Raw genomic sequence first — 23,045 nt, forward strand, 5'->3', positions numbered from 1 at the left:
TTTTAGACAATAAAAAAAGACCAGCTTATGGCTGCTCCGGTTTTTCATTTATTAATTTTTGAACCAAATCTGTTAAAGTGGCCACATTACTTGTAAGTGTCTCAACTTGATCTGTTAATGTAGTAACCTTCTCTTTTAATTGTTTATTTTCTTCTTTAACTACATTTAACTCTTCGGTATTCTGCTTAACCTGCTCCTTTAACAATATGAATTCATAATACAGCTGTTGGAAAGCTGCAATAAAAAGAGAAACGGTATTATATAAATTAATAGCGCGCTTCTCTTTATCTGTAAATACATCGTCCGTATCGTCTGCAATCATACCGAAATAAGTTTCGATATCTTTCGTTGTATATGGTTCTGTTTGTTCTTCCGGCTTGTTCACACGCATTTGATACAGATCATACATATCGTCCTTGAAATTGTACTGTTTGATAGCTAAGTTCATGATTTTATCAAGAGCTGAGAAAGGAATATCTTTTATATTTTCTTTCATATTTCTAGCCGATGTAGTTTTAAAGGCTTTTGCCCACATATTTTGAGTAGCTATCGCATCCTCTTGCGCATATAGCGTTCTTAATTCTATATCTTTCCATCCCTGACCCATCATATCTTTAATCTGCAAGCCATTGTTATAACCTTGTACAAAACTTGACCTTATCATTGCATTACCCATGATTAAATCATGATCGGTGGCGCCGTTTAAGAAATGTATTTTATAGTCACTGCCTTTTCTTTTGAAAGTAAACTGTCCCCAGTTATTTGTAAAAGCATGAGGCTCCGTTGTGGTCACGCTGAAGGAACCAGCTCCAGATGTCCATCCTTCAGATTCTATCTCAATATTATTCAAACATTTTAAACGTAACTTCCCATCTGCATATATATCCATATGGCCGCCATCATTTTGCATTTGAATATATGATGACCATATATTGTTCCCTTCAGCGTTTTCTCCTTTAGAGAGTCCAAATTTAGCCCAAGCTTTCGAAGGTTGTTCGAATCCATTGATTCGAGGAGTCGCTTGATAAATATAGAACGATCCTGCACCCCTGTATTTAATATTGTCAGACCCAAGGACGAGTGAAGGCTGAATACTTCCATCTGTCGTCTCCATAAACCCTAAATAACCGCGAGCTTTATTTGCATCAAAAATTTTAAAGTCTTGTTTGTTTATTTCAACAAATCTACTTCCAGTAGTTCTAAGTGTTACACCTTCCAAAACCTTGCCCTTGATATGCTCAGCTGTTACATATCCTATAAGATTAATTCTGCTTCCCTGGATTAGAATTTCCTCAGCTGATTGATTAATCTGGGATATAACATCGCCTTTTTTAACCCTAGAATTAATATTTTGATTTGTTAAACTAAAAGCCGCTTCCATTTCTAAAACATAAGCAAATTTTTTGTCCGCATCCGTCTTTGAGTACACTTCAGTCGCTTTAGCACGAAAACCTATTTCCTCGGTATTCTGCCGGATTTCTGTCTGCATATTTGTAGTTACTGTATCAAAGTCACTTTTAGCAACCTTATCCGCAACTAAGTCAACCAATTCTTTATAGTTGGTAATGTCTTTTGGGTTTGGCATGTATACAGATGGTTCTTTTCCTTGCTGTAGCTGCGGTTGAGATACCCACATTGTGCCATTACGGCGTACCCATATATCTCCTTGCAAACGAGTTACAGGAACGTCAGGAGCTTTAATGGTTACACTAACTAGTATCCAGGAGCCATTAACTAATAACTCTTTTATTTCAGTTTGCTCATAACCTAATGCGGTTGAACCATTAAAGAATTGAAGCTTAACGCACGCTCCTTGGTCTAATAAGTTTTTATCTACTACATAGACCCATGCAGACAATACGTAGTCACCGCTATTTTGTGAGGCTCCAATACTTTGAGCAATACCAGTCCAGCTATTTGCTGTAACCCCCGCATTTGCAATTCTAACCGAGTTATAACCGTCATGACGTCTGTCTGTTACTGGTGTTACTGTAGCACCTGATACAACTCCTGCTACTGTCCATTTATCGGTACTAGCAACCTCATTTGTTATATTGCCATTAGCATCAACTGTTTTTTTCTTAAACTCTGTATTGAAAAATTGATTTATACTACCAAGTGCCCCTACGTAAGCTTTCATTTGCTTTTCCGAAATCTTTGAACTTAATGAGTCTTTTGTTTGCGTAATTTCATTCTTGTTTTCTTGAATGAGCTTTCCTTGATTTGTTTGTGTTTCTGTTAGCGTTTTAATATTAAGAGAATTCGAATTTGTGGTCTGCTTCACTTCATTTAGAGTTGTTTGCATTGTACCTTGATCTTGTTGTACTTTCGAGATTGTTTTTGAGTTCGTATTTACTGTTTGTTGAATTTCATTAGTTGTTTGGGTAAAATCTGCTTTAGAGGTAACTTCATCGTTAGAAAGTTGCCATGTAGTTCGTATGTTACCTTCTTCAAATTTTGCATGGTGTGAGTTTAAATTCCCATCAATATTGCGCCCAGAGTAATAGAATTTAACTTGAGTTATATCTTTATCTTTTGTTCTAAATGTAACTGATAGTGGTTCGTCTTTATAATCCACATTAATCTTTAATTGCGAGTCAGCACGTACAGATTGCCATTCTTGCTCTCCATCTGCATACGTTATCGCTGTTTCTACGCCAAACCAAGCATTTGTATTGATTTTTGTTATTTTACCAGTAAACAAAAATGAGATAGTAAAAATTTTATTTCTATAGTTGACCTTATCCGATAAAGTCATTTGTTTACTGTCTGACCAGGTTCCAGTCATGTTCTGTTTATTTAACCCTGTTTCTGAACCGCTAGCTAAATTGATTGAACCTACAGAAATATTATTTACAGTAGTTTTTAATTCTGTAATGGTGTTAGTGTTAGATTCGGCTGTCTGTTTAGCAGTATTAGCAGTTTGACTTACTAGTTTAAGATTATCGTTTAGAGTTGTTATCTCCGTTTTCTCTGCTTTATTTTTAATTTCTTCAGCTGTGCGTTCAGCAGTCGTTTTTGTTTCATTTAATACTTTTATATCACCTTTACGGTTTGTTTCGTACACTTGCTTTCCAATAAGGTTTTCGTTTACCCAATCTTTTGTATAAACACCCTCTTTGTTGGCCTTTCCTTCAAGTTGCTGATTTAACCAAGTCTTATCAGGTATATCTTCAATTGTCTCTTTTAAAGTATCAATTTCTGTTTGTGCATTCTTTATATCTTTTTGTAATGGTCCTGTATCCGGAACAACCGATTCCCAAGCTGTACCTGTCCATATTTTTAAAATACCAGGCTTTCCATTACTAATATCACGCCATAGCGTTTTGTTTGGCTTAAGATCAGTAGTTGGTGGTTCTTTACTTTCTATAATGTTAACCATATTATTTTCAATATTTTTTTTTAGTTGCTCTGATATATCTTTAGCCTCTTGTGATTCCTTTACAGCTTTTCCCGATTCTTTCTTTGCTTCTTCGGCCAACTTTTCTAGTTGTTCTAACAGTTCCTTGTTAGCCTTCCCCTCTAACCAAGCACGCATTTTGTTATATAATTTTCGTAATTCCTCGTTCGAATCTATAATCTCTCGATAGTCTCCAAATACATATTTATCTTGCGAAGGATCCGTATATGATTCATCACCAGCGATTGCCCTTGCTTCAAGGTATAACTTAGGTGTGAAGCCTGTATCTTTGATTCGGATTGTATCGCCTTCATTGATTAGTTCATGTGCTAGTCCGAAAATGCGACCGATTGATTGTGCCTCTACTTCATACGAAACTGAAGTATTGACACGCTTCTTTAATTCCGTCTTCATCAAAGTCATTAATCGTTTTGGTGTCATATTTTGGTCTTCTGTTTCTGGAGTGTAAAAACCAAATTTATGTTTACCATGTGCATTCCAACGTTGAAAGGCATCACTATCTGTAATATAAACAAGTCCGTTATTGATGCTCTCAACCGTGATAATTTCATCACCTTCACCTCGTACAAATCCGACTAAGGCGGTACAAATATCCCTGGAATGCTCAATGCGTCTAACGCCTACTAAGTCTTTTCCCAGGGTTACTTCCTTCCCTGTTTCTCTCCCTCGTTTATTTATCATATCGACGTACCATCCAGTAATTTGAGAACCAGTTACTTCAACTCGATATTGGATTTCCAATTCAAACAAAGCTGCAATTTTCTTTAAAAAAGTAAGGGGATCGATGAATTCATCGATCGTCATCGTGTGGAACGAAGAATAATCCGTTATTCCACGTTGCCATTTTGAATCGGCAAGAGCGATATCAATAAACGTATTAACTGTTTCGCTCTCTATACGTTGAGGTTTAATAATCCCATCTTTGGCGATTTGAACCCAGGCACCGGAAGAGTGTACAGTTAATGATCTATCCTTTGAATCTTTTTCTACTTCATTATTAATAACATACGGAACAATTCGACCATCACGTACTTCCTTTAAAACCAAGTTCTGCTGTTGTAATGTAATTGCATGTGGAGTACCGTCAAAAATTTTGAACTCTAGCATATCAATGTTATTCTTGATTTCCCAATGACGCTTATCTTCCCAGTAGTCCTTTGGTTGAATAGCGGATAGAATTTGATCTGTTTTGAAATCAACAACATGAAGTAATCCGCTTGGTGTTCTCATCGAAATCGCTCCCTATATTTAACTTTTGCTGTTCCGATATTTGCTGGCATAATTTCAAGTTTATTCTGGCCCTTAGTAATTTTAGGATAATCACTGAATAATTCCTTCAGATTAATTGCACTTGAACCATTAATACTAACTAGACTTTTAGCTGTATCGATTTGCACTTTATCTCCTTTTCCAACAATATATGGAGGATTATTACTTGTATTTTGGTTAACTTTCCAAATCTTAATATCATCAACTGTCATAAGTACAGCCGGATTATTATTCCACCATTGACAGATAGAAATTTGTACCTGTGCAATTTTATTCATCAAAATCCCATCTTTGTCTACCCAACGAGCTTTTGCTCCAGCATCATCAATCTCAGTACCGTACGCAAATTTCGCAATATAAAACTCCCATTCATTCCCAATACGGTAAACACATAACTTTCCGTAAAAATTATTCCACGTCCAAGGATACATACCGCGCGTATGGATCATCATTTGTTCAGCTGGATGCCCTGGATAGGCAATCTTAGCAACACCAAAAGTTTCTTCAGCCTCCCAATATACATCGTTTAGCGACAATCGAACTACAGGTTTACTAGTCTCATCCAGTAGGGCCACTTCTACTTGTCCCATTTGTACATAACTACTGCAGTTGAACCTTACATAAGCATCCATTATAAAATCTTGTAATGGTCCGCTAGGAATGCTTTTTTTAGCAATCGCTCCATGATTCCCTTTGTAATTCTGATCACCATAATCTTCTACATAAAATTGATGTCCATTAGATTTGAATGTACCTCCACCTTTAGTGTTTTCAAACTGTGGTACACTTGTCCATCCAACTGTAGTAGACATTTCATCCCACATTACACGTTGTTTCCACTCTACTGGAAGTTGGTTTACTTGTAACGGGTAACCAATCCGAAAATAATCTTCTTTGTTTGGAAGATATACGCTCTTATTCCGAACATCTAAAAATGTAGAAGGGTTTTCAACTTCAATTTCGATGATAGGTTCTGACTCCGCACTGCCTTTATTTTGAATGTTGGCTATTAACCCTCGACCGTCATTTTCAAAGTCAACCGTTTTCTCATTCCCTAACTTATACGGCATTGGACATATTATTGTAATAGTTGCTTGATGAATATTAGATTTTTCTAAAGTCTCCTCTACAGATTCCTTAATCCCGTAATACACAATATCCGGTTCGTCTGTGAAGGTAATTTTTACAGGTTCTTCTGTATCTAATAAACCATTCAATTCATCTATCCGTTTCCTTAATTCAAAAAGAGAGACTCCCTTAAGAGAGAAATCTACTTCTAATACTCTCTTGGGAGTCCTTTTACTTAAAAAATATGAACCTGGGCGGTGAGGTACCGTTAACTCATTAATTTCGTCACTTAAAATTCCGCGACCTCTTATATCGTTAACCATAAAAAATCCTTTTTCGTATTTTTTCTCGAAATATTCTTCTAAATTAATCCCATTAAAAACTAACAATCTACCGCCCTCCTTTAAAATACATCTTTCCGTTTTTTCACAGCTTCTTGCTCTCCAGTAATATCATCAACGAACCTATTAAACTCTTGTCTACCAAGTTGTATATTAATATACGCGGGTTGTCTTTCACTAGCTGTAGAATTTGAAGCAGTTCCGGAATCCGCATTTCCTGAGCTTGCTTGTGGCTTAGCTGTCTGGTACGCACCAAGTCCTCTTGGCATTCCATATACAGTCTCTACTTGTAGAGCTTCCGGTTTCATCCATTCAGTCATTTGTTCGGTTGTTCTTTGTACAGCGCCTTTCATTGCATCAATACCATTAATCCACCCTTTCATCATATTGACACCAATGAAATCCCTGAACCAACGACTCGGTGAGTGAATCGATAAAAGTCCTGAAATTTTATCTTTAATTCCATTTCCGATGTCCGTAATTTTGTCCCAAATAGCCCCAGCCATAGAGCTTATTCCGTTTAAAAGCCCCTGCATCATATTTTTTCCTATGCTTCCTAAATCGATTCCGCTTAGGAATGACTTTACATTGCCAAAAATTTGAGTCACTGTGTTATAGATAGAATTTAGGATGTTAGATGTCGCTGACTTAGCTGCATTCATAACAGATGAAATAACCGAGCCTATCCCCGAGAAAATTGAGCTTACTAGAGAACCTATCGCTGATAGAACACTAGAAAAAATAGATTTCACTAAATTTAGCCCACCAGTCACGACCGCAGAAATTAAATTTATTGCCCCTTGGATGATATTTCCGATTAATGACATCACACTCGACGTAATGCCTTTCACCGCGTTCCACGCTCCACTCCACTCCCCTTTTAAAACTGAAGTGAAAAGCTTTATTATATTGGTGATTATCCCAATAGCAGAGGTTATTACGCCCATAATAGCGGGAAAAACTGTCTGGACAATCGACAAAATAAATTGAATCGCCGGGATCACTACGCCTTTTATTATTGTTGCTAGGCCTTCAAGTATCGCAGTAGCTACGGGAATCGCCGCTTGAATTATCGAAACTATTACCGGGAAAACCGCCTGGACTATTTGCAAAATTAAAGGAATAACTGTAGTCGCTATGATAGAGATTACCTGACCTAATAATTGAATAATCGGAATCGCAACGGAAATCGCAGCAGCAATAATCCCAGCTATTACTGGGAAGACCGCTTGTACCGCCTGGAGAATAATCGGAATTACTGATGTCGCTATGATAGATAGGACCTCTCCAAATCCTTGAATCAGCATTCCTGCTATACTAAACATCGTCTGGATTACTTGTAAAATAATAGGGAATGCCGTTTGAAAAGCTTGAGCGAATATCGGTAAAACTGTAGATGCTAGCTCAGTAAAAATTTGAGCTACTTGTTGTATAGCCTCTGTTATCAATGGCATAATTTCTATTGTCGTATCAGCAAACATCTGAATTAATTCAGTAATCATAGGCATTACTTCTTGTATTACTTGCCCAAAAAGTTTAAATAAATCAGACGCTAAAGGTACTACAGCTTGTATTGTTTCTCCAAACAAACGGAATAAGTCGAGTGCTATCGGTACTACAGCTTGTACTACTTCACTAAACAAACTAGCTATTGTAGAACCTAGCTCACCAAAGGCCGTACCTAGCTCAGAAAGAGCAGGTCCAAGTGTCGCGAAACTTTCTGCTATAACTTGTCCGGTTTTCGCAAATTCAGGAGCAAGTGGTGCAAATGCTTGTGTAATCCCTTGAGCTATCGACTGAACAACCGGCAAAATCGCAGACTTCACAGAACTAAAAATTGATTGTATAGACTGCCAAGCCGACATAAAAGCAGACTTCACTTGATCATTTGTATTTATCAATTTAAATATCGTAGCACCTAAAGAAGCTACAATAGCTATTACCCATCCTACGGGGCCTGAAACACCTAAAAACGATAAACCTAAACGTACAATTAATGGTGTTAAAGTGGCTATCGTATTTCCTATTGAGGAGAAAGACATTTTGATAAAATTAATTACTGGAGAAAGAGCTGATCCAATTCCAGCAAATGCTGAACTAAGTCCTGATATTGCTGAACTAAACGCACCACTTATCCCCTGACCAAATGCACTAAATTTCGATTTTATTACAGCTAGCGAAATCTCTACAGCTGTTGCAAAACCAGAAAACACTTGACCCGCTTTAATTAACCCTGCCTCTAATGCTGCGCCGATTGCTGTACCCATTGCTGAAAATTTTTCCGGTATTGTCCCAAGATAAGAACCTAAAGAATCAATAGCAGATTTCATAGCTTCAACCGCCGCTACTGTCCCACTTTTTATAGATTCCCACGCACTGTTAACGGCATTTCGAAAAGTCTCGTTATGTTTGTAAAGTTGAACTAGCGCTACCCCCACTAAGCTTAGAATTGCAATAACCGCACCAACCGGTCCTAACAACAAAGCAAATCCGGCTCTTAATGCTGATAAAGCAGCCCGAAGCATTACTGCTGCTTTTGATGTTCCTGACATCCAAAGCATTAGTTTGCCGATAGTAATTATTGCTCCTCCAATTGCGTTAATAACAATACCCGCTACCGTTGCTATAACTAAAAAAGCCGTAGTAAATGCTACTACGGAAGCAATCACCGTCTGCACGGGAGCTGGTAATTTCATAAACGCGTTTGCCAAGGTTTCTACTACTCCAGCTACGGCCATTAATGCAGGAGCTAATGCATCAGTAAATGCACGTGCTGCAGCATCAAGAGAGGATTCCATTTTCGTCAGTGCTCCGGCCCATCCTTCAAGCATGGAGTCCGCAGCTTTTTTAGAAGCACCGTCCGAGTTCACTAAGGATTGTGTTAAAGCATCAATCTTTTCAGGCCCCGCTGCTACAAGTGCCATCATACCTGATACAGCTTCTGTCCCAAATATTGTTGCTAACGCCGCGCCTTTTTGTGCACTTGTCATACCTTCCATTCCCGTTTTTAATTCTCCAATAATTTGAGACAATGGTTTCATATTACCTTGTTGATCCGTAATAGATACGCCAAGCCGTTTTAACTCATTTGCTGCTGCTTTTGGTGGTTTAACTAAACGTAGTAAAGATGCACGTAATGCTGTACCAGCGGTCTCACCTTTAATACCGCTATTTGACATAATACCAACAGAAGCCGCTAGTTCTTCCATCGATATGCCTAATTGAGCTGCTGGACCCGCCGCATATTTAAAAGCGTATTGCATATCCCCTACACCTGCAGCCGTTGCGTTTGCGGCTGTTGCTAGAACATCAGCAACATGTGTACTTTGACTTGCCTCCATACCAAATGAGTTTAAAGCTGACGTAATCGTATCAGCAACCATCCCCAGGTCTTCGCCTGACGCAGCCGCTGCACTCAACACACCAGGTAATGCGGACGTTGCCTGGGCCGAATCAAAACCTTTCGCACCCATTTCAGCAAAAGCCGCTGCTACCTGCCCTGTTGAATACACAGAATCCTTTGCCATATCAAGAATTGCTTTCTTTACTTGACCGTAGTCACCTGCAGTTAAAACCGCCGCTTTACGAGTTTGTGATTCAAATTCTCGTGACTTTTGAATCATACTCCCTAAAGCAAAAGCCGACGCTGCAGCTGCAGGACCAAATGCATTTTGCATTGTTTGCCCTGTTTGCTGTACACGTCGGCCCATTTCAATTGCTTGATTACCTACTTCTTGAAATCTAGCACGCCACCCTGAATAATCAGGAGGCGGCGGTGCTGGTGGCGCTGGTGGTAATGGTGGAGGTGACGGCGGTTGTGGAGCCGGTGGGATAGGAGGTGGTCTACTAATCTGTTGAAAAAATGTATTCCATGCTTGTGTAGCTTGTCCAAGGTTACTTATTAAATTAGATATGTCCGCGATCACCTGAGTTTCTACCTTGTTCTGGCTCATTCACCTCACCTACCCTTCCTCTTCTTTTATTTGACTTCTAATCATCGATTCTATTTGATCAAAGAACGATTCGTTCCTTTGAATTTTTTCAACTACTTCTTTCCGTTCATTTGCTTGTTTTTCAATATCACGAACACTTTCTGGACGTGTATATATATCCGCTAATGACTTGATTTTTTCACTTTGAGCATTCCGATTAAACAAAGCTTGTACACTTGCGAACTCGTACTTATCAAGTAGTTGTTCCTTATATCCGTTCAACATAAGGTGATATTCCTTGAGACTAATACGCCAAGATTGCAAGGTAGTCATATTAAAAAAACGAAAACACTCACCTTGCAATTCATCAATATTTATGCGTACAGGTTCTCGAACGATTTCTGTTGTTCCGCTGTCATTGTCCCTAGAAGTTTCTTCACCGTCTTCTGGAAGAAAAAACTATTTAATACAACTGCTTTGTTGTACTTTAGAATTTCATCAAGGTCTAGTTTTTCTGCATTAAACATATTTTCAATCTCTTTCTGTACTGCTTCATACGTGATTCCCTCATTTGTATGAATCAGTGCGTAATAAACCACATCCGTGAAATTAGTAATTCCGCCCTGCATGGTTTGAGAAACAAATTGCATCGGCCCACCGTTTTCATCTAATAACCTCAGTGCTTGTAAACAGAATTTCAGTTCTTGTTCTTTACCATTAATTACGAAACGCGTATATGATTTTTCAGCCATAATAATTACCTCCAATTATTTTTTGTTCAAAATAAAAAAGCATCTATATGAACGCTTATTCAGATCTCAATTATTTATTTTCCACAAATTCATCCATTGTTTTATTAAGCAAACTAATCATTGCTTCTCTTCGCTCACGCGGGGTTGTATTATCGTATAGCTCATTGTGAATATCACTTACTTTGGCCAACTTCTTAGGATCAACATAATTAGTTACCTCTTCATGCCCACCAAGCATCATAATTGTATTGCCTATAATAACCGCTTGCTCTTGTTGATCTAGCTTCATTGTTCACCCTCCTCTGACAAGCTATCAATAATCTTATTTAAAACACTAACTGTCGCTTCACCACATTGTCTCGCTGTTGAATTTCGAGTCGATTCCTCACATAATTCTGATAAACGATTTAAATCAACGTGAGGAGCCAATGCATCCTCTCCGAATGTTGAAAGAATTGAAGATGCGATTGCAATTTTTTCGATTTTAGATATATCCAAAGATCTCCCCCCATAAACATTCTTAATTAATAGTAAATAGACTTACTATTACGCTTCAGGAGTAGCTACGTCACCAGTTGGCGCGCCGTTAGGTACTTTATTAAGCGTCCCTTTAGAAATCTTTCCATTTAATTTTAAGCCGATAGAATACTTTGAGTACTCCTCATTTTCATGAGAAAGTTCCAAACTATTCAACATGTATGTTCCTGATTTAACTTTAAACTCAGAAGCGGTTGCACTACGTAGGTTAACTTCATGAATTCTTACTAAAACTTTATTAAGAATTGCTTCTTCTACATAATCAAGTCCCTCGTCACCTTCAGTACAAATCCCTTCAATACTAGCGGATTGTGTTACGTCACCGTAATCAGATCCACTCTTATCTTTCGTTTTCAACTCGATTTCTCCAGCCTCAATTGACCGTGAACCTGACGTTTGGTTAAAAAATCGGACTGTTTTTGTAGTTTTCCCATCAGGTTGCGGAATGTCAATCAAGTAAAGTGTTTCAGCACCTTTAAACTCAGGTGCATTACTTTTTTTCACTTCTGCCATTTTTAGTCCCCCTCTAATTTCTGATTGTTATAGTAATAAAACTCAAATGTTTCGCTGTTAAAATCTCAACGTCTTTTTGAGACAGTGGTTCAAAATCCTTTACTTTAGCATTAAAAAAACCAATTCTTTCTGGATTCTTTTTACTTGTATCGTACAAGTCAATTGAACCCTTTTCGAATCGGTTAATTAATTTATCTTGCAAATCATTCCTGTCAAAAACTTTATCCGCATAAACACCTACTTGGATAAGATGATCTCGCGAGAAATTTTCTTTTGAAAATCTATCAATTTTACCTGACAAATCCTCGATAGTAATAAAAGGCTTGTCTTTTCCTGATACAGAAACACCATCGTATATCCATGTAGTAGGTGCAAAAACGTCCAGCGACTTTTTTAATGAATACATTACATCATTCAACATAATTAATGCCCCTTTGCTACACGTTGAACAGTTTTGTTTATATCCTCAACAAATGGTTGCTCACCTTCAAATGCTGTTTTACGCATAAAGCCTTTTTTGGTTTTGTGCGTAAATTCTTGTACCGCTGCGTAAATAAGAGGAGATCCATACGTACCAATAATTCTCGCACCGACTACCATCTTTACACTTGCAGGAATACTTTCAGATAAAGGACCGTATAATATCGGTGCTCGATTAGAGGCTTGATTAGCTTGTAAGCGTGTATGTTTTTCTACCGTTTGCTCAATTGGTGTTTTGTATCTATTAGGGTTATGTGCTTTTAACACATTTGATTTTCCTTTAACAACAACTCTGATTCTCATCAAATCACCCTCTTTACAATGACCTCACGACGGTTTACGCCACCAAGCCCTCGTTCATCGATAAGTTCGATAACGTAAAAAACACCTTTATGTTCAATTTTTTCAATGTTCTCTAAGTCCACATTAAGAGGAAATGTAACAAGCGCCTCTCCTTTTTTAACATCGAGATCAGCGAACTTCGTCTTTTCCACTGACGTGAATTTCTTCCAAACTAATTGAACAGTTTCTTTTCGGGCGGCACCCTGAATTTCTTCTCCTGTAATTGGATCTTTTTCAGAAACCCCTTTAATGTATAAAATCACCGGTTCTCTACGTCCCTGCTCAATCATTTCACGATTTTCGCGAATCTCTTTAATATCATCTTCAGTAAGCAATTGCTACACCTCCTCACTTATTAAGTAGTTCAGCCGTGAAGAACATTGTGGATGTGGACATATTAATTGATTCATTAGACTTTCCGGAATATTTTTCGGATACTTTCCAGCTCCTAAACCGTATGCATCACGTCTCGCTAACTTGTAACACATATGCTTTGAGTGGTATCTGTGGCGATGGCCATTATCAATAATTTGATAACCTGTCACAATTTCACTTTCTAATCCATTCTGTATAATAGCTGCTCGGTACGTGTTAGTACTCTCAGAAATTGCTACACGCTCAACCTTCCATTTCTCATTGTCGTGTACTTCCTTTATCTTTTGAGAAATCATTGTAATGCTCTCGCCCTTTAATACAGATGGACGAATGACACTACTTAATCGATCTCTCATATCTCCAGATAAATTCCATACACGATCAGACAGAACTAAGCCATCTTCACCAGGTCTTTTTATAACCCCTTGAATAATTTGCTTATTTACCGCAGTTATAGATTTCACGTCCAAACCTGCCTCTGATAATTTTGATGTGGTCCACTTCGATGTGTTTTCAATCAATGTATGGAATGACCGCTCTGCTTGTTTACGAAATTCTTTTTCGTATAAAGTAAGGTCTCGTAATAACGAATTTAACCTACTACGCTTCACGATTCCATCCTTTTGATAGTCATTTAATAAATCAACTAAAAACAAACGTATTAGGATAATGGCCTTTACAGTATCAGAAACTTGTTTTTCGTGCTCCTCTTTAAATTCTTCGGAAATGGTATCGAGCGCTGCATCCATCTCTTGTTGAGAATCGCTCATGTAATCATCTCCCATCTGCACGCTTAGCAAATGTTTGATGAGTACCTTTTCCACGTCGATACTTCCTGTATTTTTTAAGCGCGTCCGCTGATAACCTCTTATAATTCGCAAAGATCATCGATTTATCAACCGATTCTTCACCATCTGTATAAGAAAAATAGCGCGCTGCGTCTGCTGCAATTGATTCATAAGCAAATGACAACGCAAGATAAAAAACAGCATTCGCATTTACTTTTTCAGTTAACTCTGACTCAGTTTCGGCTTCAGACAACCAATTTCCGATGTCCTCCGGAGTTACTTTTGGAACTTTTGCTAACCGACTCTCCAGTCTTTCCGACACCTTCATTCGGTGTCACCTCCGTCACTGTGATTTTGTTAAGGCGTCATAACTCCTGCAGCTTTTAACTTTGCAATAAGGGCGTTTAAGTCTTTTACTACACCCGCTACGTCAGTCGCTGTACTATCCGCCTGTTTATCGACTTTTTTAGGAATCTGACTTGTTTTGTCTTGTAAATCTTTAATAATAGTGCCAAGCGACGTTTCTTTTGCAATCGGCATCGATTTATTTAACCGCTGAGCTTGATTTTCAGAAATAGACATGCATAAAACTCCTTTCAAAATACAAAAAAGGTAGCATACACGCTACCTTTTAAGCCATTGTTTTAGAGATATTTTCAAGAACAGCGATAGACTCTTTCGCATTCTTAACTTCAAATCCAAATTCCCCACGAATGACACGAGAGAAGTAGTCAGCACCATTTGGTGTAGCATCTTGATCATAAATTGGAGTTAAGTAACGTGCCTTTACTTTTTCTGTATCAAGAAGTAACGCACGATCTTTAGGCATATTTAAATCAACTACAACACTAGAAATCGCTCCACCTGGTAAATCCGATACAAACGATAAGATTTGGTAACCTGCCGTAGTATCTTGACGCGTAGTACGAATTGTATCGCCACCAAGTTTTGTGATTTGTCGTGCGATATTCGGTCCACATAGAATCGTATTTGCTGAACCACCTCGAGTAAATACTTGTTCTACAGCGTCATTTAAAGGTTTTGCCGCAATTTCGTTCCCTTTAAAGTCTTGCTTATGAGAACCTTCAATACCCGCAAATGCAAATAAACCACCTGTAGTACGCGGTTGTGTTGGAGAGCCAACATTTCTACGACCATAGATTAGAGAAGTGTTAGCTTCACGAATCATCTCTTGTAAACGCAGGTTTACTTGATAATCTAATTCGTTTGATACGCCGTATGTGTTCACTTGTTGTTGTGTACGTGAAACAGATGCGTATCTTGAAAAGATTTGTGAGAAGTTATGTGACACTAAACGGTCATTGATCTCATTCTTACGGAAAGCATCTTCACCTTCTGGTCTCGGTCTTGCTATGACTTTTAATTCACCACCAGCTGTAATTGCCTCCGCTTTCGTACTATCGTAACCACGTTGCACAGTGATTTTATCCGCGTTTTCATCGACACTTACTACACGTAGCACTTCTAAGCCGTTTTGTACCAGAGCATTTTCAGTGAATTTACGAGCCTCGCCTTTTTCTAAAACTAGGTCCGTATCCCCAACAGATGCGGCTGTTTTCACAATACCTGTATCAGAGTTTAAATAGTCGTTCTGCCATTCAAATTTAGTTTGTGTTAAAGCGTCTCCTACACCAATTAACCCGAAAAGAACAGGTGCTTTCGTGAGAATTAAATCCACATTCGCTTGCATTTGTCTTACTTGTTGTTGAAATTCGTACGTAGTTGGTACTGGCATATTTGTAGCCCCCTCAAATTATTTAAATAAAAATACCGCTGACTTTTAATCAACGATACGTTATTTCTTCGATTTTGCTTCTAACAACTTGTTATAAATACGTGTTACCTCGCCTGCATACTTTGAATCTTTTAACGCTTTTGTTTTCGCTTCTTCCAACTCTTTTTCTAAAGCAAGAATTTCATTCGCTCTCGGATTTGTTCCTGGATTCGCGCCACCAGCTGCATCTGCCCCCACAACTTTCTTGAACATCCAAGGTTTACTTTCTTTTAACGCAGTAACAGCCTCTTCAACTCCTTGATAATTACCACTCTCATCAAGTTGAATAGTCGACTTATCTAAAAGCGCCAATACGTCACCTGGATCATTCGCATCTAAAGCACGTGCAATACTCTTAATTTCCGTATTTAGAATACGTGTATTTGCTTTTTCTTGTGCTTTTTGCGCTGCTTCAGAAGCTTCTAGTGCCTTTTTGTCAGCTTCGTCTTTTTCAGCCTGCAAACGTTCAATTTCTGTCATTTCTTGCTTTTTACGCTCTTCTTCAGCCTTTTCAAATTCTGCTAATTTCGCTTTTACATTATCGTAGTCACCGTATTTCTCAGCGGATTTACTACGTTCACGTTCTAAGCGCTTCTTAACAATTTCGTCTAGTTCTTCTTGCGTAAAAGTTTTTGACGGGTCGTCAGTATCTCCAGGTTTTTTGTCTGGATCATCTCCAGAACCGCCACCATCAGAGAAAAACTGAAGATTTAATCGAAGTGGGAACTTAGGTGTTTTTTGTACTTGTTCTACAAAAAAATTTAATGCTGTAGCTTGTTTTGCGTATTCCATTTGCAAATCCTCCATTTTGAGCCTGTCGGCTATAATTTCCGAAAGTTTATAGCGCCATTTCGTAAGGCAAGTATTACTTTTCGTTATACGGATCCTGAGACTGTCGTTTCAACATCCGCTCTTGCATAATCTCCATGAACTTTTGTTCCGCATTTTCTTTACCACTTCTCGTAATAGCACCTTTAATTGATTCGATTTCGTTAGAAATTTCATCTCCTAACTGTTCGATAAGTGCTTTTTGATCTTGTGGTAACGGTAAACCGAAAATAATCTTGCTAGCATAATAGTTATCTACTTTTGCTAACATCGCTTTATCATATTTGAATTTTGGATCATCTTGTCTTGCTTTCATATAACGCAAAATATACTCATTTAAGGTTTGGAGGCGTGATTGCCATATAACCCATGAGCGTTGTGTTTTCGAAATGATATTACTGAATAAAAGCTGCACGGCCATGTCATTTATACCACCTGTATTCATCTCAGCCGTATTCACCATTGGTACTTCTGCTTTTTCATGTAGGCGTTTTTGCAATCGGTCCAGATACGCTTCAATGGTTTCTTTAAATCGGAATCCACTTTCCAACTTTTTAGCGCTTGGTTCACCTGCATCTTCAGCGCCGTCACCTAAATCCCATTTCGCACCTGGTGCTACTTGAAGTGGATTCTTCGGATCCTCATCTACGTTCGTCAGCAAGGTAATAGCAAACATTTCAAAACGTAATGCATCCGAGTAATCAGACATTTTTTTATCAATTTCCTCAGACAACTTTATTGTTTTTTCAAGTTCACTATAACCCGTAGTACGTTTACTTAGTTTTTCAGTCGGTACTGGTACTACAGGAATAAAATCAATACCCATTGATGAGCGCTCAACCCTATCCTCTTGTTTTTCTAAGTCACCGTTGTATATCGCCTCTTCAATTTCACAGTCGTACTCACCAGTTTCTTTACGCCAAACTAAGTAATACGATAACTTCCACATTTTCGTTTGTTCCTCGTCAAGCCATGCGATAAAATGAATTTCTTCCAGCTGATCTATATCCCAGTCGCTATACTTCGCAATAACTTCCGTCGATGGATGCCAAATAACCTTAAATTCACCACGACGTTTATCGTAGTGAAGACGGGCATACACACCAGTTTTTGAAATAGCACGGTCTTTCGCTGCTGCTAATAACTTCTCATGCATTCGGTTGTCATCCCAAACCCATGTTAATAACCGTTCCTTTGCCTTCGCTCTACTGTTTTCGCGTTGTTGCTCTTCACTAGGCTCATATCCTGATTGAATCATAAGAGCTGGATCGTCTATCACATCCGGAGGAACTGTGACTTTCGGTTCTTTTTCAAATTGCCACGCTGCAATCATGTTTACAATTTTTTGAGGATAATCAAGTTGTATTTTCGTAGGTTCGTAGTCGAGATTGTCTGGTTTTTTATAATCAGACCATACGTTTAAGTCTCCTTCATAACGCTCATACAAACGAACCTCGGCCATCATTCGTGCCCACTCAGAATCACCAAGCGCGGTACGAACTGGCATTACAATTTCCACTGGATTCATAAAATTACGATCACCCTGTACTCTCATTCAAGCCCCTCCTTTCTCAATATCTTGAATTTCCTGTAGTTCCCGCTTTACGTCTTGCACGTTTATATGCAATAGAAAAAGCCATTTGAACTGCATCCGGACCGTCATCATGCGGATGCATCGGATACATTTCAAATTGCTCCAATAAAGCACGTAAATGTTTCATAAAACGTAATTTACCGCTCTGTATATCTGGTAATAACGACTCAATACGTAGTGCTTTTCGTGTACGCTGCTTAATTTGTTTTAAACGAGTCGATGACGGATATCCTTTCTTCTGCAACGCTTCCCCAACTTTCTCAGCAAACCACTCCTGTGCTTGTTGTGCCTCTACTGCGATTGATTCATATTGATATGCCAGCGTGTATTCTACAGCCTTTTCTAACAACGTATTTGGATGCACACGCTCCATAAAAATATCGATAATGTAGCACGTGCCTGTTTCCACGTTTTTGGCAAGTGTAACTACTACGCTGTAGTCACCTTTTTCTTTTCCCATTGCGAAATCAACCGCACCGTAATACAAAAGTTTTTTATCTTTTAAATCATCTTCAGTACAGTACGTGAAATATTTAGGTTTAAATATCTGTCTTTCCTCATCAGTCGGGTTACATAGATACTCCTGGTTAAACGCTTTTGTTCCGTCATCTTCCCTGATTTCCATCAAATCAATGTAAGGGAAATGTGATGGCCATAACGTTTTTGTTCCCCGAAGCATTTCTTCTTTGTTTTGTTCGTAAAATTCATGAGCTTTATCAGAAGCGCCCTCTTCATCCACCTGACGAATCTCACGCCATTTTTGCCATAAATCTTCTCGCTCTGACCATTTTAGGATTGCCGGAAATGATCTTGATACGAAATCACGACGGTTTTTAATTACATGATGCAATAAACTGTCGTAACAAACGATGGTACCCATATAAATACAGGCACCTTCTTGACGACTTAAACCTGGAAGCAATTCTTCTTTGAACCAGCGTTTGTTTTTGGCAATCAAGTCAACCGTCGCGGTATTTTCTTTACTCTCCAAATCATCCAAAATGTAGAGCTGAACTCTTTTTGAACCGTGACGTAAACCACGTACCTGTGTCCCTATACCTTTTGCTTCGACTTTCGTGTTTGTTAAAGTCACAAATTCTTTGTCGTTATCTACTTCATTTCGGCTTTTTTGCTCATGAAGTAAGATTCCGAAATCCTCGCGTAATTTTTCGTTATATTTTAACTGATCACGCGCCCAGGATATAAAGTCACCGGCTACATCGGAAGTCTCGGATATCAAAACAATGTATTGCTTTAATCGATACACGACTTGATGACACAAATAACCGTTACTCAGATAAGCGGTTTTTGCATGACCACGTCCTACACTCCATGCTACTTTTTTCTTTTTCTCCCTACCTGTTGTGATGTCATCTAATAGCTCACATAACGTTTGGTGAAACTCTGCAGCATCATCCATCGTTACTCCGGCAGGGATTAAGTTATCTGGATTCCCTGGATTTCCTTCTTCAGAGAAATACTCATACATGAAGTACAGCATGTCATGTTCTCCACGGTGCACCCTTTTTAACTTTTCTAACTCATCGATGTCAGCAAGTAGTGTATCCATGTAATATTCTGTAGCCTCACCAGTTTCGTACAACTCTTGTAATTTCTTCGCCCTTTCTGCTACAAGATTGATACGTTCCTGACGTTCTTGACGGGCTAACCATTTACCGTCTATATATGCCATGTAGCCCGCCCTCCTTTTACTCGCCTGTCAATTTTTTTAATTTCTGAAGCTGCTCTTCAATTTCCGCATTTGTACGGGTCGCATTTCCTAGATCACCCTCGATTACTTTCTTATCAGTCAGTAAACCGAATCGCTGCATATACAATTGCATGGCTTTCACACTCGGTTGTGGCCCTAAAATTAACTGCATTAACTTGCTGTACACCTGCTCGCGCTTCTCTGCTAGAAAACTATCCGCCACTTCACTCTTGAATGCGATGAAGTCCTGGTTCTTAGTTCGCCACTCCCAAAGCGTTGTCCGATTTATGCCTAACTCGTTGGCCATTTCGTCCTGAGTCCTTTTTTCCTCGTTGTTCGATTCCATCAACTCGTTTTCTACAAGCAGGTACGCCGCTTGAATTTGTTTAGCTGTAAGTTTCTGTTTTAACTCGTCTAACTTCGCCATCATTTCGCTCCCCTTTCTTCGTGAAATAGAAAAAGGCAACCGATTTAGTATCGATTGCCTTGAAATTCTTATATTTTGTGTAGCCCCCCCGAGTTTAAAAATTCTGGCGGAACGTTACGAGCGCCTGCCAGCCCCTCACCAGATTTGCCCTCCCCCGGGGTACTGAATATTTTCTCGAACAAAAAGAAAAAGCCGAAATTATTTTTCCGACTCTTTTTTCTTTTTTGCTCGTATTAGTGTACTTTTACTGATTCCGGTCATTCCTTCGACTTGCGTATATGAATGCTTATCTAATAAGCCTAATGCGTGTTCAATTTGCTTTTTGCTATATTTATTCGGCCTGCCTTCTCTGAAGTCTGCACGTTGTTTAGCGATAGCTTTACCTTCTTGCGTTCGTTCAACAATCATGTCACGTTCAAATTCAGCGAACGCACTCATGACATTGAATACTAAACGTCCTGTCGGTGTATCCTCTATCAGCCCCATGTTTAGCACGTGAACCTTTACACCTTTTTCAAATAGTTCTCGTACAGTATGTATTGCATCGACAGTTGAACGTGCGAAGCGATCCAGCTTAGTAACTACCAACGTATCGCCTGACTCCAGCTTCAATAGCAATTCCTTAAACTTAGGCCGATCAGCTTTAGTACCGGTGAACTTCTCTGAATAAATTGTATCGCAACTTTCCTTCTCTAGCGTTTGAATCTGTGCTTCTAAGTCCTGATGAACTGTACTTACCCTTGCGTATCCGTATTTCATTCGTATCAGCTCCATTTCGGCGCTAACTAATGAATCTAAGTTATGACACCGTTTGATACATTGATACTATCACATCGTCAAAACGTTGTCAAAACCTTTTAAGTTATGATACTGAAAGGGAACTCCTTTATTACTTCATAAATCTGGTGGGTACACTCTTAAATTCTACAACATCATAAACTTTTCCATATTCAGTAGCCAACTACCTATTTATGGTTGGACAATTATCATAAAGTATACAACTTAATAAAATATCTAGAATAAGAAAAAAGGAGTGATTATATTTGTATTATCCGTTTTATTACCGTGCCCCAACTTATGAAGAATGTATGGAACTTTGCATGGAAAAAGGATGGCCTCACGATGCTTGTTATGAGGCATGTCATTCGTTTCCAAAACAACATCCTGTGCATACATCATATCCACATACATCACCTACAGTGCCTAACAGTATAATCCAAGCGGCACCTTATAGTAGCACAAATCAACAACTACAATGTTTTTTAGCATGCATCCAAAATGGTGGGATGCCTAATTATTGTTATAACTATTGTTCCTGGGGTAATCCCTATCACATGCAAACAGTACACTCATCAGCTGAACGGTGCTATCAACAATGTAGGAATTCAGGAGGCACTCATGAACACTGTGTGCGTTCCTGCGAAGATGTAGATAAATTACTATTATATCGTTAAATAACAAGTTTACTCTAACTCTACCCCCTGAGTTTCATAGGCTCTTCTCTCTCAGCGAGCTCGGCTAATAAAAACTTCCATCAGTTTCACCTTCCGTGTTGCCAACAGTTAGATAACCACTACAGTAGTCACCTTAGTTTCTACCTACTATATATCCCACAATCAGTCCAATCCAACGGACATAAAAATAGCCATGATACCCTAATGACGGGCCTCATGGCTATGCGTATTATTTATTGTTGGAGTAGGACACAAATTCACCATCCTAGCATAAATTGTACCTACTATGACCCCACCTTGTCAAGACTCGTACAAATTTTTTATTAAACTTCTCATACCCGCCATATCACCGTTAATACTTATGTGCAATAAATCTATGGCTTGTCTACAGCGTGCGTAATACAATTTCGCAGTGATATTCATAGTCCGTAATGTATTCCTTCTAGGAATCTTGTACACATACCGAGCAAGCACTATATATTTCATGTTCTTCGGTAATTGTTTAATTGCCTGATCCAGCACAATCTTATTCAGCCGTCCATCGCTTTTCCCGTCCTGTGCACTAGGTCCAGTAAAGCTAGGCGGCGCATCAGGGAACCGATCACCTACAGCCAGTGATTCGTAATTCTCCAGCCATAGTCGTATTGTCTTCTTTGAAATATAGCCATCAATTCTGGTCATCTCCGAACCTCCTGACTCAGAAAATCAACCCCCTAAACAAAAACGTTAAATCATTAATAGTATTACATACTATATAACTATTAATAAATAACACTATATATATAATATATAATTATTAGTTTTATATTTATATTATATATATAAGGTATATTTTTTTAAGGGGGGGGCCTTTTTTATTTTGTTTTTTTTTTAAGTACTGTAGTGTATTAGACCCCCTCCTAAAAACTTTTCTTTTATATATTTTTATTCTTTGTATGAGCTGTGGTACTTATTGCTTTATCTTTGTTCTTTCGCTATCAAGGTAAAAGTAACTTGTTTAGTATTCTGTGATGTGTTGTGTAACGTAATAACCCATTCATCTAATTGTCTATCATAACTCTCAATTGCATACACTTTATCATTTGGCGAACTTATTTTCCAACCACAGTTGATAACATTCATCTCAGGTGCCTTCAAATAAGCAATCAAAAATTGATCAGGTCCAACTGGTTCAGGGTTCCAAGAAAATGACCAGAACTTATGTCCCAGGTCGTGCCTTTTAGGAGCGCTAGGAGCATATAAATGAGCTTCCAACTGTCTTTCGTTCCGATAGCCATGCATATGACCTTGATTTACATTTTGGGAGAATTGATAGTCGAAGTCTGTATTTTGGTTATCAGTTGAATACGTCATTCTGTAGTCTGAATCTACACTTGAATCATAATTTGGATACATCGCGTTCTGATAGGGATGCCAGT

General features: G+C 38.5%; 22 protein-coding genes. All 22 read right to left on the reverse strand.

Annotated elements, in window-relative coordinates:
- Positions 1-25: 25 nt before the first annotated feature.
- Positions 26-4,651, reverse strand: a complete 4,626-nt coding sequence (locus tag EBQ15_RS08395; protein WP_001260207.1) for a phage tail spike protein — start codon at positions 4,649-4,651, stop codon at positions 26-28.
- Positions 4,648-6,147: a distal tail protein Dit gene (locus EBQ15_RS08400; RefSeq protein ID WP_000959918.1), complete on the reverse strand. Its 1,500-nt coding sequence runs from the start codon at positions 6,145-6,147 to the stop codon at positions 4,648-4,650. Before EBQ15_RS08400 ends, EBQ15_RS08395 begins: the two co-directional genes overlap by 4 nt.
- 14 nt (positions 6,148-6,161) lie before the next feature.
- Positions 6,162-10,025 (reverse strand): phage tail tape measure protein, encoded by a 3,864-nt coding sequence (locus EBQ15_RS08405; RefSeq protein ID WP_001999819.1) that lies wholly within the window; start codon positions 10,023-10,025, stop codon positions 6,162-6,164.
- 36 nt (positions 10,026-10,061) lie between these two features.
- Positions 10,062-10,316, reverse strand: a complete 255-nt coding sequence (locus EBQ15_RS08410; protein WP_000931850.1) for a hypothetical protein — start codon at positions 10,314-10,316, stop codon at positions 10,062-10,064.
- Positions 10,317-10,405: 89 nt separating this feature from the next.
- Positions 10,406-10,783, reverse strand: coding sequence for a tail assembly chaperone (locus EBQ15_RS08415; protein ID WP_000818630.1), 378 nt, complete (start codon positions 10,781-10,783; stop codon positions 10,406-10,408).
- Between the two features lie 70 nt (positions 10,784-10,853).
- Positions 10,854-11,072, reverse strand: coding sequence for a hypothetical protein (locus EBQ15_RS08420; RefSeq protein ID WP_000762728.1), 219 nt, complete (start codon positions 11,070-11,072; stop codon positions 10,854-10,856).
- Entirely contained in the window at positions 11,069-11,281 is a 213-nt protein-coding gene (locus EBQ15_RS08425) for a hypothetical protein (protein WP_000355285.1), read from the reverse strand. The genes EBQ15_RS08420 and EBQ15_RS08425 overlap by 4 nt, the downstream gene beginning before the upstream one ends.
- A gap of 48 nt (positions 11,282-11,329) precedes the next feature.
- A complete protein-coding gene (locus EBQ15_RS08430) occupies positions 11,330-11,833 on the reverse strand; it encodes a phage major tail protein, TP901-1 family (protein WP_000852563.1) in 504 nt (167 codons plus the stop codon).
- A gap of 13 nt (positions 11,834-11,846) precedes the next feature.
- On the reverse strand, positions 11,847-12,254 hold the full coding sequence (locus EBQ15_RS08435) for a hypothetical protein (protein ID WP_000930922.1): 408 nt from the start codon (positions 12,252-12,254) through the stop codon (positions 11,847-11,849).
- Positions 12,255-12,256: 2 nt separating this feature from the next.
- Positions 12,257-12,616, reverse strand: a complete 360-nt coding sequence (locus EBQ15_RS08440) for a hypothetical protein (protein ID WP_001222698.1) — start codon at positions 12,614-12,616, stop codon at positions 12,257-12,259.
- The gene (locus EBQ15_RS08445; protein ID WP_000954642.1) at positions 12,616-12,990 is read right to left on the reverse strand and encodes a hypothetical protein; all 375 of its coding nucleotides are present in this window, start codon (positions 12,988-12,990) and stop codon (positions 12,616-12,618) included. The genes EBQ15_RS08440 and EBQ15_RS08445 overlap by 1 nt, the downstream gene beginning before the upstream one ends.
- 3 nt (positions 12,991-12,993) lie before the next feature.
- The gene (locus EBQ15_RS08450) at positions 12,994-13,800 is read right to left on the reverse strand and encodes a hypothetical protein (protein WP_001285265.1); all 807 of its coding nucleotides are present in this window, start codon (positions 13,798-13,800) and stop codon (positions 12,994-12,996) included.
- 4 nt (positions 13,801-13,804) lie between these two features.
- A complete protein-coding gene (locus tag EBQ15_RS08455) occupies positions 13,805-14,146 on the reverse strand; it encodes a hypothetical protein (protein ID WP_000868478.1) in 342 nt (113 codons plus the stop codon).
- Between the two features lie 29 nt (positions 14,147-14,175).
- A complete protein-coding gene (locus EBQ15_RS08460; RefSeq protein ID WP_000027967.1) occupies positions 14,176-14,400 on the reverse strand; it encodes a head fiber protein in 225 nt (74 codons plus the stop codon).
- A 49-nt stretch (positions 14,401-14,449) separates the two neighbouring features.
- A complete protein-coding gene (locus EBQ15_RS08465) occupies positions 14,450-15,574 on the reverse strand; it encodes an SU10 major capsid protein (RefSeq protein WP_001145080.1) in 1,125 nt (374 codons plus the stop codon).
- Positions 15,575-15,634: 60 nt separating this feature from the next.
- The gene (locus EBQ15_RS08470; protein WP_000455459.1) at positions 15,635-16,405 is read right to left on the reverse strand and encodes a phage scaffolding protein; all 771 of its coding nucleotides are present in this window, start codon (positions 16,403-16,405) and stop codon (positions 15,635-15,637) included.
- Between the two features lie 73 nt (positions 16,406-16,478).
- Positions 16,479-17,996 carry a phage portal protein gene (locus tag EBQ15_RS08475; RefSeq protein ID WP_001265880.1) on the reverse strand — a complete coding sequence of 506 codons (1,518 nt, stop codon included), beginning with the start codon at positions 17,994-17,996 and terminating at the stop codon, positions 16,479-16,481.
- Between the two features lie 16 nt (positions 17,997-18,012).
- On the reverse strand, positions 18,013-19,728 hold the full coding sequence (terL, locus tag EBQ15_RS08480; RefSeq protein WP_000323344.1) for a phage terminase large subunit: 1,716 nt from the start codon (positions 19,726-19,728) through the stop codon (positions 18,013-18,015).
- A 16-nt stretch (positions 19,729-19,744) separates the two neighbouring features.
- Positions 19,745-20,173: a phBC6A51 family helix-turn-helix protein gene (locus tag EBQ15_RS08485; protein WP_001086032.1), complete on the reverse strand. Its 429-nt coding sequence runs from the start codon at positions 20,171-20,173 to the stop codon at positions 19,745-19,747.
- A 198-nt stretch (positions 20,174-20,371) separates the two neighbouring features.
- Positions 20,372-20,932: a recombinase family protein gene (locus tag EBQ15_RS08490; RefSeq protein WP_000873660.1), complete on the reverse strand. Its 561-nt coding sequence runs from the start codon at positions 20,930-20,932 to the stop codon at positions 20,372-20,374.
- A gap of 995 nt (positions 20,933-21,927) precedes the next feature.
- Positions 21,928-22,308 (reverse strand): hypothetical protein, encoded by a 381-nt coding sequence (locus tag EBQ15_RS08495; RefSeq protein ID WP_000196738.1) that lies wholly within the window; start codon positions 22,306-22,308, stop codon positions 21,928-21,930.
- Between the two features lie 276 nt (positions 22,309-22,584).
- Positions 22,585-22,980 (reverse strand): hypothetical protein, encoded by a 396-nt coding sequence (locus EBQ15_RS08500; protein WP_001999815.1) that lies wholly within the window; start codon positions 22,978-22,980, stop codon positions 22,585-22,587.
- Between the last annotated feature and the right edge of the window lie 65 nt (positions 22,981-23,045).

The sequence above is a fragment of the Bacillus sp. 2D03 genome, assembly GCF_003946765.1.
GTDB lineage: Bacteria > Bacillota > Bacilli > Bacillales > Bacillaceae_G > Bacillus_A > Bacillus_A cereus.